The organism is Virgibacillus tibetensis, assembly GCF_036026595.1.
In the GTDB taxonomy this organism is placed as follows: domain Bacteria; phylum Bacillota; class Bacilli; order Bacillales; family Amphibacillaceae; genus Virgibacillus_P; species Virgibacillus_P tibetensis.
Map to the genome: position 1 here is coordinate 19,713 of NZ_JARZFX010000002.1, position 13,973 is coordinate 33,685.

Annotated in this window: 17 protein-coding genes and 1 riboswitch; of the genes, 3 read left to right on the forward strand and 14 right to left on the reverse strand. The window is 38.4% G+C overall.

Annotated elements, in window-relative coordinates:
- Nucleotides 1-5: 5 nt before the first annotated feature.
- The 4 genes from flgM to QGM71_RS05030 all read right to left on the reverse strand — a co-directional run bounded on the left by flgM (nucleotide 6) and on the right by QGM71_RS05030 (nucleotide 2,686).
- Complete coding sequence (flgM, locus tag QGM71_RS05015; protein ID WP_327606435.1) at nucleotides 6-308, reverse strand: flagellar biosynthesis anti-sigma factor FlgM; 303 nt, start codon at nucleotides 306-308, stop codon at nucleotides 6-8.
- A gap of 109 nt (nucleotides 309-417) precedes the next feature.
- Nucleotides 418-831: a TIGR03826 family flagellar region protein gene (locus tag QGM71_RS05020; protein ID WP_327606436.1), complete on the reverse strand. Its 414-nt coding sequence runs from the start codon at nucleotides 829-831 to the stop codon at nucleotides 418-420.
- 40 nt (nucleotides 832-871) lie between these two features.
- Nucleotides 872-1,552 carry a ComF family protein gene (locus tag QGM71_RS05025; protein WP_327606437.1) on the reverse strand — a complete coding sequence of 227 codons (681 nt, stop codon included), beginning with the start codon at nucleotides 1,550-1,552 and terminating at the stop codon, nucleotides 872-874.
- The gene (locus tag QGM71_RS05030; protein WP_327606438.1) at nucleotides 1,553-2,686 is read right to left on the reverse strand and encodes a DEAD/DEAH box helicase; all 1,134 of its coding nucleotides are present in this window, start codon (nucleotides 2,684-2,686) and stop codon (nucleotides 1,553-1,555) included.
- A 179-nt stretch (nucleotides 2,687-2,865) separates the two neighbouring features.
- Between QGM71_RS05030 and QGM71_RS05035 the strand changes: the two genes are divergently transcribed.
- Entirely contained in the window at nucleotides 2,866-3,027 is a 162-nt protein-coding gene (locus QGM71_RS05035; RefSeq protein WP_327606439.1) for a hypothetical protein, read from the forward strand.
- Between the two features lie 37 nt (nucleotides 3,028-3,064).
- Here the strand turns inward: QGM71_RS05035 and QGM71_RS05040 are convergent, their stop codons facing one another.
- The 3 genes from QGM71_RS05040 to QGM71_RS05050 form a co-directional block, all read right to left on the reverse strand.
- Nucleotides 3,065-3,907, reverse strand: a complete 843-nt coding sequence (locus tag QGM71_RS05040; protein WP_327606440.1) for a DegV family protein — start codon at nucleotides 3,905-3,907, stop codon at nucleotides 3,065-3,067.
- Nucleotides 3,908-4,106: 199 nt separating this feature from the next.
- Entirely contained in the window at nucleotides 4,107-4,799 is a 693-nt protein-coding gene (locus tag QGM71_RS05045) for a response regulator transcription factor (protein WP_327606441.1), read from the reverse strand.
- A 96-nt stretch (nucleotides 4,800-4,895) separates the two neighbouring features.
- Nucleotides 4,896-6,035: a sensor histidine kinase gene (locus QGM71_RS05050; protein ID WP_327606442.1), complete on the reverse strand. Its 1,140-nt coding sequence runs from the start codon at nucleotides 6,033-6,035 to the stop codon at nucleotides 4,896-4,898.
- A gap of 172 nt (nucleotides 6,036-6,207) precedes the next feature.
- Here QGM71_RS05050 and QGM71_RS05055 point away from each other — a divergent pair, with 172 nt between their 5' ends.
- Nucleotides 6,208-6,858 carry a YigZ family protein gene (locus QGM71_RS05055; RefSeq protein ID WP_327606443.1) on the forward strand — a complete coding sequence of 217 codons (651 nt, stop codon included), beginning with the start codon at nucleotides 6,208-6,210 and terminating at the stop codon, nucleotides 6,856-6,858.
- Nucleotides 6,859-6,928: 70 nt separating this feature from the next.
- Here QGM71_RS05055 and nagB read toward each other — a convergent pair whose 3' ends face one another.
- The 7 genes from nagB to QGM71_RS05090 all read right to left on the reverse strand — a co-directional run bounded on the left by nagB (nucleotide 6,929) and on the right by QGM71_RS05090 (nucleotide 12,717).
- Nucleotides 6,929-7,654, reverse strand: a complete 726-nt coding sequence (gene nagB / locus QGM71_RS05060; protein WP_327606444.1) for a glucosamine-6-phosphate deaminase — start codon at nucleotides 7,652-7,654, stop codon at nucleotides 6,929-6,931.
- Nucleotides 7,655-7,658: 4 nt separating this feature from the next.
- Nucleotides 7,659-8,831 carry an N-acetylglucosamine-6-phosphate deacetylase gene (gene nagA, locus QGM71_RS05065; RefSeq protein ID WP_327606445.1) on the reverse strand — a complete coding sequence of 391 codons (1,173 nt, stop codon included), beginning with the start codon at nucleotides 8,829-8,831 and terminating at the stop codon, nucleotides 7,659-7,661.
- Nucleotides 8,832-9,148: 317 nt separating this feature from the next.
- Complete coding sequence (gene nagE / locus QGM71_RS05070; protein ID WP_327606446.1) at nucleotides 9,149-11,077, reverse strand: N-acetylglucosamine-specific PTS transporter subunit IIBC; 1,929 nt, start codon at nucleotides 11,075-11,077, stop codon at nucleotides 9,149-9,151.
- Nucleotides 11,078-11,183: 106 nt separating this feature from the next.
- Nucleotides 11,184-11,342, reverse strand: a complete 159-nt coding sequence (locus QGM71_RS05075) for a hypothetical protein (protein WP_327606447.1) — start codon at nucleotides 11,340-11,342, stop codon at nucleotides 11,184-11,186.
- A gap of 148 nt (nucleotides 11,343-11,490) precedes the next feature.
- Nucleotides 11,491-12,000 (reverse strand): VanZ family protein, encoded by a 510-nt coding sequence (locus QGM71_RS05080; protein WP_327606448.1) that lies wholly within the window; start codon nucleotides 11,998-12,000, stop codon nucleotides 11,491-11,493.
- Between the two features lie 180 nt (nucleotides 12,001-12,180).
- Nucleotides 12,181-12,510 (reverse strand): helix-turn-helix domain-containing protein, encoded by a 330-nt coding sequence (locus QGM71_RS05085; protein WP_327606449.1) that lies wholly within the window; start codon nucleotides 12,508-12,510, stop codon nucleotides 12,181-12,183.
- A 78-nt stretch (nucleotides 12,511-12,588) separates the two neighbouring features.
- The gene (locus QGM71_RS05090) at nucleotides 12,589-12,717 is read right to left on the reverse strand and encodes an anti-repressor SinI family protein (RefSeq protein ID WP_327606450.1); all 129 of its coding nucleotides are present in this window, start codon (nucleotides 12,715-12,717) and stop codon (nucleotides 12,589-12,591) included.
- A gap of 21 nt (nucleotides 12,718-12,738) precedes the next feature.
- Nucleotides 12,739-12,822, reverse strand: a riboswitch (cyclic di-GMP riboswitch).
- Between the two features lie 478 nt (nucleotides 12,823-13,300).
- Between QGM71_RS05090 and QGM71_RS05095 the strand changes: the two genes are divergently transcribed.
- Nucleotides 13,301-13,894 carry a class D sortase gene (locus QGM71_RS05095; RefSeq protein WP_327606451.1) on the forward strand — a complete coding sequence of 198 codons (594 nt, stop codon included), beginning with the start codon at nucleotides 13,301-13,303 and terminating at the stop codon, nucleotides 13,892-13,894.
- The last annotated feature ends 79 nt before the right edge of the window (nucleotides 13,895-13,973 follow it).

Consider the following 13,973-nt stretch of genomic DNA (forward strand, 5'->3'; position numbering starts at 1 on the left):
ATTTATTATTTCTTCCAGAATTCAATCATCTTTTCTGCTGTTTTTTCAGGGTTTACTTTATAATTACCCGAATCTACAGCATTCTTGATTTCCTGTATATATTCCGCCCGCTTAGCCGATGGATTATCTTTCCCTTGCAAGTGCTTAGCCTGACTGGAAATTTCTATTTGATCTGTTTTATTAACTTCCTTTTTATGGTCCACTTGCTTCTGAACTTGATTTTTGTATGGGTTAAAATTTGTTTGATTCGGACCGTGTATTTTCATCGTCATCTCACCTCTTTTTGGAATATCTACATCTTTCTTCATCTGTAGCCGCGAGTAAAACGTTATTATAATAACGTTTTACCTTATTTGTTCACTTGTTATTTATATCGGCACTTTACTTGAGAAAGTAAAGAGTTAATTTAATGTAATTCTAATCAAACGTATAATAAATACGGGATTCCTTTTCGTTCTTCTTCTTAATTTCGTCTACCCGCTCTTCGTTTTTTTCATGGAGCTCCATTTCATTTTTCAGTTCTTGTGCACAGCTGCTGCATAACATTCCTGTCACTATATTCTTATCGCATCTCTCGCATGGGTAGGCAAGTTTAGGAAATTGCGAAGTAAGCAGTCTTTTGTCTTTTATGAATTTACTAATTAGTTTTTCTGAAACACCAGTACCCTCAGCAACTTCTATCATAGTAGCTTCTCTATTTTTTTGTTCATGTAAAAAGCGGTAGACCAGATCAAATGCTTTTTCCTCTTCTTTATAACAGCTCTGACATATCTCTCGCAATCCCTTAACAAAAACAGTATCACACCGAGCGCAATTTGCTAATTCAGCCATGGTGCTTCCCCTCATTTCTATAATAATAGCACAACAAAATCTAACCTCGAACTAAAGTATACGTATAAACTTCGGGGCTGCCCTGATCTTTTAAAAGTGTTGCAGCGTGACGTAATGTTGTGCCTGTTGTATATATATCATCGACTAAAATGGTTGTTTTGTTAATACTTTCATTCAATATAAATGGATTCTTTGTATGAATTCGTTCATTTCGTGTTTTTTTAGATTGCTTTTCTCCATGAATGCGTCTCAATATGTCTTTATTTTCTAAAGGCAAAAAATCTGCTAATACCCGGGCCTGATTAAAGCCGCGTTCCAATATTCTTTCTTCACTTAGTGGAATAGGCACTATTACAGCTTCTTTCTTTAAAAACGAGAAGGTTTCTTTAAATGATTGAATGAATTGGTTTTTAAACACGTGACATAGATGGTAGTCCCCACGATATTTCCATTTTGCCATCATATCCTGCATAAATGTATTATAAACAAAAACAGAATGATTGAATATAATTGTGTCTCTCGAGGTATTTTCGTTCCACCAAATACAATCCGAGCATACCGGGGCATCTGAGTGACGACTACAATGTTCACACCGCTTTCCTTTAATCATTTCCAGTTCAGCCTCGCATTGTTTACATAAGCTCTTTGGCTTAGGCGGCATAACCAGGTTGGCCCAACTGATTTCTACAATTATTGGGTCATTACACCATAAGCAGTGCATTCAATTAATCCCTCCTCTTTTGTTCATCGATACGATAGATCCTACAGCTTGTACCATCGCTTCTGTTTTCCCATCATGAAAAAATATCACCTCGCCTGTTGGGTCATCCGTACTTCTCCCAGCTCTTCCAGAAATCTGAACTAGTGCTGCTTCATCAAATACCACATGACCTGCATTGAAAATAGAAACATCAACGGATGGAAAGGTTACTCCCCTTTCTAAAATAGTTGTCGTTATTAAAACAAAAATCTCCTTTTTCCTAAATAGTTGTACTTTTTCCTCTCGATCTGGATCAGAGGCATGGACAGCAATCAAACTATTTGTTGATTCAAGTATTCCTTCTTTTAGTAAGAGGTTTGCTAGATTTTCTTTCATTTTCTCTGCCAATTGAATGGTAGGCACAAAAATTAATAGTTGGCGTGTTGGGTTCTTTCTATTTTTCACCCATTTCACAAAGGAAGATGGAGGCATATATTTCTGTAGATCCTTTTTTAGTGAAAAGACCATCTTCATTTTTGGAACGGGTAAAGGATGACCGTGAAATCGAACCGGGACAAATATATGTGGGAGTTTTTTTCGAGCAATTTGTATTTGGTGATTTTTCCGAGGGGTTGCTGTTAAATAAATGGTAGTACTCGGTGATGCCTTTGCTCGATTAGCAGCAAACGGTAAAGAGGCATCTGCATGAAAAGGAAATGCATCAATTTCATCAATAATTAATACATCAAAGGCCGCTTTATAGCGTAGCAGTTGGTGTGTTGTAGCTAGAATAAGTTGAGCTGTACCATCCTTTTCTTCACTTCCACCATACAATCCTTGCACATCCACTTCTGCAAACGCTTGTTGAATTCGCGGTAAGAGTTCCCGTACAACATCTGCCCTTGGTGTAGCCAGACATATACGTTTTCCAAGTCGAAGTGCTTCTGTTACTCCTGGAAAAAGCATCTCCGTTTTCCCAGCGCCGCAAACTGCCCAAACAAGAAGCTCGCTCTCTTGATTTCGAACAGCTGCTTGGATACGGTCAGCAGCCTGCTGCTGAACAGTTGTTAGTTCACCATGCCAGGAACATGGGTTGTCGTGTACCGTCCAATCAGGTTTTTTCCCAGCCCAATAGTAAAGAGGTTCACATTCCATAATCCGGCCCATAGAGATACATTTTCGGCAGTAGACATGTGTATTTCTGCAAGTTTGGCAAGGTATAGGTGCAAATAGGGAACGCTGACTATTTCCACAGCGTTGGCATTGATAGGATACGCTTTTTCTTATGATAGATTGGATAGGGCTGAAGCAACCGGTAGAAAGGAGATTCTGAAATGTGGATTCATCAAGAGGTATTTCATTTCTCAATAGCAATTTCCCGGAGAATCGGGGGGACCATTCGTTTAACAGTGGAACTGGTGGGGGTTGATTATTCATTATCATTTATTCACTCACTTTCACCAATCAAAATAAATACAGGAAGAACTACCGGTTAACTGGGTGTCCGATAGTTCCAATTCCAAATTAACTCAGCTACTTGGTATACCATGAAACACCAACAGCCCCTTCACCCAGGTGGGTACCAATAACAGGACCGAAATAGCTTATCACTGCATCCATGGCAGGGTATTTTTTCAGAAATTCATCCCGCAACATGACGGCAGCCTGCTCATCATTCCCATGTATGAAAACAACTTTGAGGTTCTCTCCCTTGCTTGCATCTTCCTCAAGCATACCAATAATACGATTAATTGCTTTTTTTCTAGTACGTATCTTTTCAAAAGGTACAATAACCTTATTTGAAAAGTGAAGGACCGGTTTCACCTGTAATAAACTTCCTACAAGGGCTTGTGCACCATTAAGGCGTCCACCTCTTTGGAGATTAGTTAAGTCATCTACCATGAAATACGCTCGTAAGCTTTGTTTCATTTCATCCAGACGCTTGATGATTTCCTCGGGTGTTTTATTTTCCTTTGCCATCTTTGCTGCTTCTAAAGCGTAAAAACCCTGGGGCATGGCACTGATTTCAGAATCATATGCATACACTTCTAATCCTTCAACCATTTCTCCAGCACTTACAACTGCTTGATAAGTACCACTGATTCCACTCGACAGATGAACCGAAATAACAGCATCATAGTTCTCGGCAAGCTCTTCCAGCTTGGTTGTGACCTGACCGATTGATGGTTGTGATGTCTTAGGTAAATTTTTTGACTCTTTGACCTTTTGATAAAACGCTTCTGTCGTAATGTCCACTTCTTCTTCATATGTTTCATCATCAAACACGACACTAAGCGGCACCATATGAATACCATGTTCAATTCTTATTTCAGCAGGGATATAAGCCGTGCTATCTGTCATTACAACAACTTTCATGTAAACTTCTCCTCTACTACTCAGATAACTACTGTGCTTTTATGTAAATTCGTTATTATTGTAGGTATACACAGTTATATTCTACATGATTCTTTTCCAGATTGCATTAATAATTTAATCGCAGTAATACAAAATACCCTGACACTCAAAGTGCAGGGTATTAACAACTCATATTAGTTAATAGGGATGGAAGAACATTTTATAAAACTTCTACCCAGCCTTTTTTAATTGCTGAGACAACTGCTTGCGTGCGGTCATTTACATTCATCTTCTGTAGGATATTACTAACATGGTTTTTTACTGTTTTTTCACTAATATATAATGTTTCTGCAACGGCGCGGTTGCTCTTCCCATCGGCTAACAGTTGTAAAACCTGACACTCCCGTTTAGTTAGAAGATGAAGGGGTTTACGGTATTCTATACCACTATCTGCTATCCCAGAAATATTTTCTTTCGCCAGGCGACGATATTCCTGCACCAGATTATGGGTTACTCTTGGGTGTAGGTATGACCCTCCATCACTCACTACTTTAATAGCTTCTATGAGTGAATCAGAATCCATTTCCTTTAACAGATACCCTTGTGCCCCTGTCTTCAGGGCATGGGTTACATAACTCTCATCATCATGGATTGATAGAATAATAACACTAGTATTCGGAAAATACCTAACAAGGTCAGCAGTTGCCTGGACGCCATTCATGGTTGGCATATTAATATCCATTAAAACGACATCGGGTTTATTCTCTTTTACAAGTTTTGCAGCTACCGCTCCATCATCCCCTTCAGCGACGACATCAAATGCTGGTTCGAACTCCAGAATTCGTTTAACCCCTTCACGAAATAACTTATGATCATCAATTAATACAATCTTGATTTGTTTTTCCTTATTCATTTTTTGTTCCTCCTGCATATAATTCTATTATTTTCCCTATTACAATGATAGATGACCGTTTCTTTTTTTATCGGTTACTTTTGCATGAAGTTCAATTTATGTAAGGACATGTGGAACCTTTATAAATATTGAGGTCCCCTTACCTACTGTTGACTCGATGCTCAGCTTACCATCAAGCATCTCAACCCGTTCACGCATTCCAATTAAGCCAAACGACTTATCTCTCTTTGTTGTTGTATCAAAGCCTTTTCCATTATCTTTAATCAACATGGTCAAATTACTTTTACAGATCTCAAGCTTAACTTGGATTAAAGATGCGTCTGCATGCTTAATCGCGTTTTGTAATGATTCCTGAACTAACCGGAAAAAGGCAACTTCATATTTCTGATTTAATCGAACCTCTTCTCCGATTGATGAGAATTCAATTGCAGTATTATTGTAGTCTGCAATCGTTGCAACATATTTTTTCAGTGTTGGTATTAAACCTAAGTCATCTAATGCCATTGGTCTTAAATCATATATTATTCGACGTACTTCATATAAGGAAGAGCGAATCATCTTACGCACATTTCTAATCTCAAGCAATGCTTGTTCTACATTATTTTGGCGGAAGGTTCTGTCCACAAGTTCAGAGCGCAAAAGGATATTTGCAAGCATTTGAGCTGGACCATCGTGAATTTCCCTTGATATTTTTCTGCGTTCTTCTTCCTGTGCTTCAATGATTTTTAAACCAAATTCCTGTTTTTCTTTTGCTTCTTCAATCATTTCGTTCACCTGTCGAAAGTCATCGTGTAAGTAATTGAGGACTACAGAGATTTTCCCGGCTAAACCTTCAGCGCGATCAATCGTTTGACTCAGCGTAACCAACCTTCTTTCTAAGTCATCCCGCTTTTCACGCAATCCTTTTTCCTCTTGACGCAACATAGCCAGATTTGTTTGCATTGCATGGGTATTCTCATATACTTCCCGAATCTCTGTTTCAGTATAGCGATCAAAGAATTTACTTACTTCTGCTAGTCGTTGTCTGGAAAACCTGACTTTTTGTTCTAGCTGGTCGCCATCTTCAATATGCTGAATGACTTTTTCTTTTGTCTCTTTGAGATCTCGTACAAGGTGTTCATGTTCCTTCCGAGCCTCTTCGCTGATGTTAAATATTTCGTCTTTACTGTTTTCAACTACCTCAACCATTTCTTTAATCACATGATCAAGTGCAGTTTCAGTTATCTTTTGGGCCATAGTTTCCCACCAACCTATGATATAATTATACGTATAAACTGTTAAATTTCACAGGGTCTTTTTAATTAGTTACAGGAAATTTTATCCTGAAATCTATTATCGAGGTTGAAAAAGCTATTCTATCAAGGATCCCCTATATACTATAATGTTCTTTTGGGAGGTTAATTGCAAGATGTTAGCAACTTATTTTACCGTAAAAAAGGAAGGTTCAGATCAAATCATCATACAAAAGTCACGGTTTATCGGTTACATACGGCGTGTTGAAAGTGAAGAAGCTGCCCAGCATTTTATTCAGGAAATTAAAAAAAGACATCATGACGCGAACCATAATTGCTCCGCATATATTATTGGTGAAAATGATCAAATACAAAAAGCAAACGACGATGGAGAACCAAGTGGTACTGCCGGCGTACCAATGCTGGAAGTCTTAAAGAAACAAGGATTAAAAGATACCGCGGTCGTTGTTACGCGTTATTTCGGTGGGATTAAACTTGGGGCTGGTGGTTTAATACGGGCATACGGCAGTACAACATCACAAGCCATCCAAACAACCGGCATTGTAAAAAGACAACTTATGCAGGGTTTCTCTATTACGATTGACTATACACTGCTCGGTAAACTGGAGAATGTCCTGCGTAATTCCGAATATATATTGGATTCTATTAATTATTTGGATAATGTGGAATTAATAGTTTTTGTTAAAACGGGAGATGAAAATGCTTTTAAGGATTGGATAGTAGACCTGACCAGTGATCAGGCTGAAATAACGGAGAAAGATACTGCTTATATAGAGATTGATGTCAATAATACGTCTGAGGCGTAACAAAAAAACCATCATGCCAGGCATGATGGTTTTTTATTGCTGTGCCAGTAGTAAAGGGCATTCGCTCCCTTTACACCTTTGACAGTGCGGCTTCATCAGCCAGTATGGTTACACGATTGTGTTCCTGTAAAATAGAGGCAGGGAAGTCTTCGGAAACCTTTCCCTGTAGTAATCTGGCGACCGCTTCTGATTTGCTCTCACCAGATACGAGTAAAAGAATTTCTTTACTTTCCATGATGGTATCGATTCCCATTGTAATAGCTTTTGTTGGTACCTCATCAATAGAATTAAAAAAGCGTGCATTAGCTTGTCTTGTCGTTTCATCCAAATTTACAACATGTGTTCTACTGGTAAAAGCTGTTCCTGGTTCATTGAAACCGATATGGCCATTCACACCAAGTCCTAATAGCTGAACATCAACATGCTTTGCATCTCGGATCAGTTTTTCATAATCCTGACATTCTATTTCCAGATCTGTTGTAACTCCACCTGGTAAATGAGCATGTTCTTTTGAAATATCAATGTGTTTAAATAGCTTTTCATTCATGTAATACGCATAGCTGTTTGGATCGTCCTTTTCCAAGCCAACATATTCATCCAGGTTGAATGTTACTACATCTTTAAACGATAGTTCATTACGCTTATACTTTTCAATTAAGCATTGATATAATCCCTCTGGAGTAGACCCAGTGGCCAAACCAATGACTGGCTGTTCCCGTTCTTGTATCTTGTCCTTTAAAAGCTGACAAGCCTTCTCACTCATTTGTTGATAATCTTTCACCTTAATAATTTCCATCTGTTTACTCCCTTTCAAAAGCCATTACACCACGGCAAATTGTATATTGAATAGTTAATTGATCATTTACTAATAGAAGATCGGCATCTTTTGCTACCGATATACTTCCTTTTGTCGAGAAAATCCCCAGCTGCTTCGCTGGATTAATAGAGGCCATTTCAATAATATCCTCTATAGACACTCCTTTTAGCTGAAGCATTTGCTGTGCTGCTTCATGCATTTTTAATATACTCCCGGCTAAAGTACCATCTTCCAGTACTACCCTGTCTTCCGTTACAGTGACCGGCTGTCCACCTAGTTCATAATCCCCGGATTTCAGACATTTCGCGCGCATGGCGTCAGTAATTAATAATAAACGTTCCTTTCCCATGTTCGTATAAATTAACTGCAGCATTTCAGGTGTAACATGAATTCCGTCCGCAATCAGTTCAGCGCGAAGTTCCTGTAAGTGAAAGGCAGCTCCAACTACCCCTATGTCCCTATGGTGGATCCCTGTCATGGCATTACATATATGGGTTACTTGCCGAACACCGTGTGCCACTGCTTTTTTCATACCGGCAAAATCCGTATTCGTGTGGCCTGCCGAAACATTTACACCATTTTTATACAGATGTCTAATAAACACCCCTTCCGGATCATGCTCTGGGGCCATTGTTATTGTTTTTATTTTATTATTAGACACTTTCTGCCATTCTTCAAACTGCTCAATAGATGGTTCCATTATGTAGCTCACTGGCTGCGCTCCAGCCTTGCTCTTTTCTATAAAAGGCCCCTCCAGATGTACACCAAGCACTTCAGCATAACCAGCCTTGTTTTCATACGCTGCTACGTTCTCCAACGCATGATTAATTGCCTCCGTTGATTGTGTAATCGTAGTCGCCAGAAAGCTCGTAGTTCCCTCTTCAGGCAGGACAGAAGCCATGGTATCTAATGCAGCTTCAGTTGAATCCATTACATCAGCACCATTCGCACCATGGATATGACCATCAATGAAGCCTGGAATTAAATTCAGCGATTTACCATTAATCACGTGAACATTCTGTGGTAAATTGGATGTTTCTTTCGTATGAATCTCTGCTATTTTACCATCCATTAATAAAACAGACCCATTTTCAATAACATTTTCTTCCGTAAAAATAGTTACGTTTTTTATATAAATTGGGATAACCTTTTGCAAAAGCACTCAATCCTTTCAACAAAAACTGGCTCCAATCAAAAGTAGCATAGAGTATAGAACTTGTCTATTTAGAAAGAGGCTGGGATATAGCTAAATGGGAAGAATGAGAATCGGAACTTAGCGTAGGCAAAATACGCAGACTCCTGTGGGAACAGCACGAGCTGAAGATCCACTGTGTGAAGTGCTCTTCTTCACACAGTTAGCTGAAGTCGTGCCCACTAAAAAGCGAAGTATTTTGCCGAAGCGGTACATTTGCTCAGGCGTTAATGTTCGGATTTTCCTGCATAATTCCTCTTTTGCCCCAACCTCCCACTGTTTTACTTTATTACAATAATATTTGTTGCTCCAGCATCAACATTTCCTAAGTGAGTTAATAGAAGTCTTTTATCTTCCTCTAAATTCGTAAATACAACCGGTGAAATTGCTGAAGAAGCATTTTCTTTGATATAAGCTAAGTCCACCTCTGCAATAACATCTCCTTTATTTACGGTATCTCCTTCTTTAACATGGATATCAAACCCTTGTCCATTAAGCTTTACTGTTTCCAAACCAATATGAATCAGTATTTCATGTCCAGTCAAAGAACGGATCCCTATCGCGTGTTTAGTAGGGAATACATTCAAGATCTCTCCATCTACTGGTGAAATAAATGTTCCGTTTGCAGGTTCAACTGCAAAGCCATCCCCCATCATTTTTTGTGAAAATACTTGGTCTGGTACCTCTGTAATAGACAAAAGTCTTCCTTGTACAGGCATCAGGAAATTATCAGAAGTTAAACCAGCTGCCCGCTCCTCTTGACTAGTCTCAGACGTATCCTGTACTGGTTTTTGTATATTGTTGTTATCCATACGCTTTTTTATGGCAGTAGCCAAAAATTCCACTGTCGTTCCAACAATAACCTGCAGATTCCTTTTGTTAACTTTCATTACCCCATGTGCTCCTTGACGCTTTAGAGATTTTTCATCAATTTTATCCATATCATTTATTTGCAGGCGCAAACGCGTAGCACAATAGTCAAGGGATTTAATATTCTCCGGCCCTCCAAGCGCGTTTAAATAATGATATGCTTTCCCATCATAATCTTTCGCACCTTTACCACTAGTAGGTGTACCGGTTTGATCCGTTTCCTCTACAAAATCTTCATCCTCATCTTCACGACCAGGAGTTTTCAAGTTTAGTTTTCGAATGAGAAAAGTGAAGACTACAAAATAGATTAAAGCAAACACTAATCCTTGCAGTAATAGTAATAGTGGTCGTTGAGCAATTCCATAATTAAGAAAGAAATCAATAGCACCCGCCGAAAATCCAAATCCGTGGCGTATGTCAAGCCAATATGCCGTCACCATAGATAACCCAGTCAGTAAAGCATGTACACCATACAATATAGGCGATAAGAACATGAACGAATACTCGATCGGTTCTGTAATACCTGTCAAAAATGCCGTAAATGCAATACTTGCCAAAAATCCTCCAACTGCTGCTTTACGGTGTTTCTTAGCTGTCACATACATTGCCAGACAGGCTGCCGGCAACCCAAACATCATGATAGGGAAGTAACCTGCCATGAAAAAACCTGCTGATGGATCACCTTTAAGGAATCGGTTAATTTCTCCTCTCCACGTATTACCTGCAGCATCAACAAAGGTACCGAAGTCAAACCAGATTAATGTATTTATAACGTGATGCAATCCAATTGGAATTAGAAGCCGGTTAAAGAATCCATATGCCCCCACACCAACAGCACCGCCTGTAATAAACCAATCCCCTAACGCATTAATCCCATTCTGTACAGGACCCCAGAAAAGTCCAATAATTCCAGCTGCCACTACCATTGTGACAGATGTAACAATTGGCACAAAACGTTTTCCACCAAAAAACGCTAAAAACTCAGGGAGTTGAATATCATGGAATCTGTTATATAAGTGCCCTGCGGCTAAACCAGCTATTATTCCCGCAAATACACCCATGTCCAGGTTTTCATTAATCGCTCGATAGCCACCCTCGAGCACAAGATAACCAACAGCACCAGCTAATGCTGCTGCCCCATTTCCATCTCTTGAAAACCCAATTGCAATACCAATTGCAAAAATAAGACCCAGATTATCTAAAATACCACTACCTGCTGCTGAAACAAATGGGAGATCAAAAACATCATCCGCTCCAAGACGTAAAAGTAATGCAGCCGCTGGCAGCATCGCTATTGGCAGCATTAAGGACTTTCCAAGCCGTTGTAAATAGCCTAACAAATCGTCCACTCCTTTCTTCTTTATCAAAACACTTACTTTATATTTCCCCAAAAACACAAAAAACCACACTTCTTGCTTAAGAAATGCGGTTTTCTCTTCTATTGTCTTATGATTGGGATTGTGTTGTTTTATTGACAATTACACTGCCGTGAGTTAACTCGTTGATCAACGTTTTAATTAATTCTTCGGAGGATTGAATCTTATGACTTTCTGTTTCATCAATAATTTTCTTCAGCATATACTTATATTTTTCTTGCTCACCCATCAATTCCCCGTCCTTTTAAAGTGTTATTTACAATAAGCCTATAGATAAATAGTACTATATCATATTACTTTATAAAGTGTTGTCGAAGTTTGTCGTTTTAAGAATTTTTAATAGCAAATCATCTCTTCATCTACATTATACGTAGCAACTATAAATTTCCTGTCGTTTTTAGAGCAGATTTTTTTCTGAAATATCGAATAACCAAAATAAGAATAACAGCAATCAAAGCACCAAAACTATCCAAAATCACATCTCCAGCATATGGTGTTCGATTCGGTGTGAAGCCTTGGTGAACTTCATCTAAAATAGCATATGCGACTGTTAGTAAAAAGGAAATTATAACAGCAGTTGTGACCTTAATTTCTGTTGATTTCATAAAAGCTACATAAAATAAAGATGTCAACAGGAAAAATACGGCAACATGAGCACCCTTTCGCATGAAAAATTCAATAAATCCATCAACTCCGTGTGTGTTTATACTTACAACAGAATTGTGATAAGTAAACGAAATCCAACCTAAAAAAGGTTCAAGAAAAGACAGATCAACTGTGTTCGATAATAAAGGCTTTATATCCTGATTTTCATAGGGCTGATGAGAGGAGTAGAAGATCACTCCCATCCACCCCAAAGGCAACAGCCAATATAAGTATTTACGCATGAATAAATTCCTCAACTTTCTGCGTGCCTTTCCACACATCAATTCCTTCCAATTAACCGAAGAAGAACAGTTTTGACACCTACCTATAAACGAACAGAAGTTTAATTTTGTTGCAAGTATTCTGCGGTCAAACGATAAAATAAAAAACCGCAAGCATGCTGCTCCACGGTTAGTAGAAAACTATTTGTCTTGCTTAATACGCCATTTATTAAATTCCAGGTATTCTTTAAATTGTTCCTTGGACACTCCTGAATCCATAGCTTCCTGGACAATTTTAAGCCATTCGTTATCAAGATCTTCCACTTCGTTCAATCTTTCTTCTCTTATCAGTTCATTTACAGAGACATTGAGCACTTTACTGATCTTTTCAATAAATTGGATCGATGGGTTTGTTTGGAGGTTTCGCTCGATTGAGCTTAAATACGATTTAGCTACTCCTGCTCTTTCAGCTAGTTCCGAAATAGAAATCTTTTTATCTTTACGTAATTTTTTTATTTTTTCACCGATCAAGCCCTCACCTTCTTTCAATGGAAATTATACCACAAAGTAGATAAGGAGTTCTATATATAGCACATAAATATTAAACCATTAAGCTGATTGTCCCGCTTCCAAGAGATATAACCGGATTTCTTCAACAGTTAATCCCAAATGCTTCGCTTCTTTTAGCAGGTTAATCCATTCGTAATCGAGTGCGGTTTGCTCAACTGTATTCTCCATTGTCCGTCCCCCATATTATCTCCAGACAATCCAGCCATCTTGGCATAATGCTTTAGACCTGTGATTTTGCGCCCTCATTTTTCAAAGAGTTTGCCTTTTACTGAGAAAATTTTTATTTTATAAGACTATCATACTACAAGTAAGTAGTACTTAGTGTAGATACTTTTGTCAAAATACAACTAGTTTTGTTAGTTTTATAGGCGCTTCTAATAAATTAAACGTCGATTTAAAATAGGTATTTAGAATCAAGTTATTTTAGGTGAATTACCCAGCCCCAACCACGATATTAAATAAGCCGTTTCTTTGACTATTATGGTAACTTTTTTAATTGTTCAAATTTTAAACAATTGTATTCTTCTTAGTAAAGGACAAAAAATCTACCCATCACACCAGAGAAATCAACCGTTTTATAAGCCCTGAGATAAAAACAGCTTTAACTATAATTGAAAGTTCTGTATACTTTAGTAAAAGGTACATTAGAAAACTTGGCATTCGCCAAGCCTTTGGGCGATGCCTTAGTTGCACTTATGCAGAAAGAAATATGGTTATACTTTCTTTACTGCTAAAATAAGGAGTTATTCCTATGAAAAAATTATCAGTACTATTGATAGTTGCTGGTTTTATCTTTCTCGGCTTTGGTGGCTACCAGTGGTTCAAAACGGAAAGTGCCCAAAATAAAAGTCTTGCTGAAGCACATGCGCTGTTAGATCAAGGTACTAAACATAGTGACAACGCAGGTAATGCTGCGAAACCAGAAGATTTTTCCCCTTCAACTGGTGACACAGCGGGCATTTTATTTATTCCAAAGCTTGAGGCTCAGCTTCCAATAATAGAAGGGACCCATGAAGACGAACTCGAAAAAGGAGTAGGTCATTATAAAGGAACTGCCTATCCACAGCAAAATGACCAAATCGTCTTGTCGGGACATCGGGACACCGTATTCCGGCAGATGGGTGAACTGGAAATTGGAGATATCTTAACAATTCAACTACCTTACGGGAATTTTTCCTATGAGATCGTTGCTACTGATATTGTAGACGCAGAAGATCGAACAATCATAGTACCGACCGCCCCGGATGAGGTGCTGACACTTACAACATGCTACCCCTTTTCATTTATTGGGAGCGCCCCGGATCGTTATATTATCACCGCCCTACCTGTAGACAATAATAAATAAGTACTAAACTAAAAATTTAATAGACTAAATTCCCTATGTTAGATATAATTTATGCAAGATTTGATAATTTTTTGCGAAC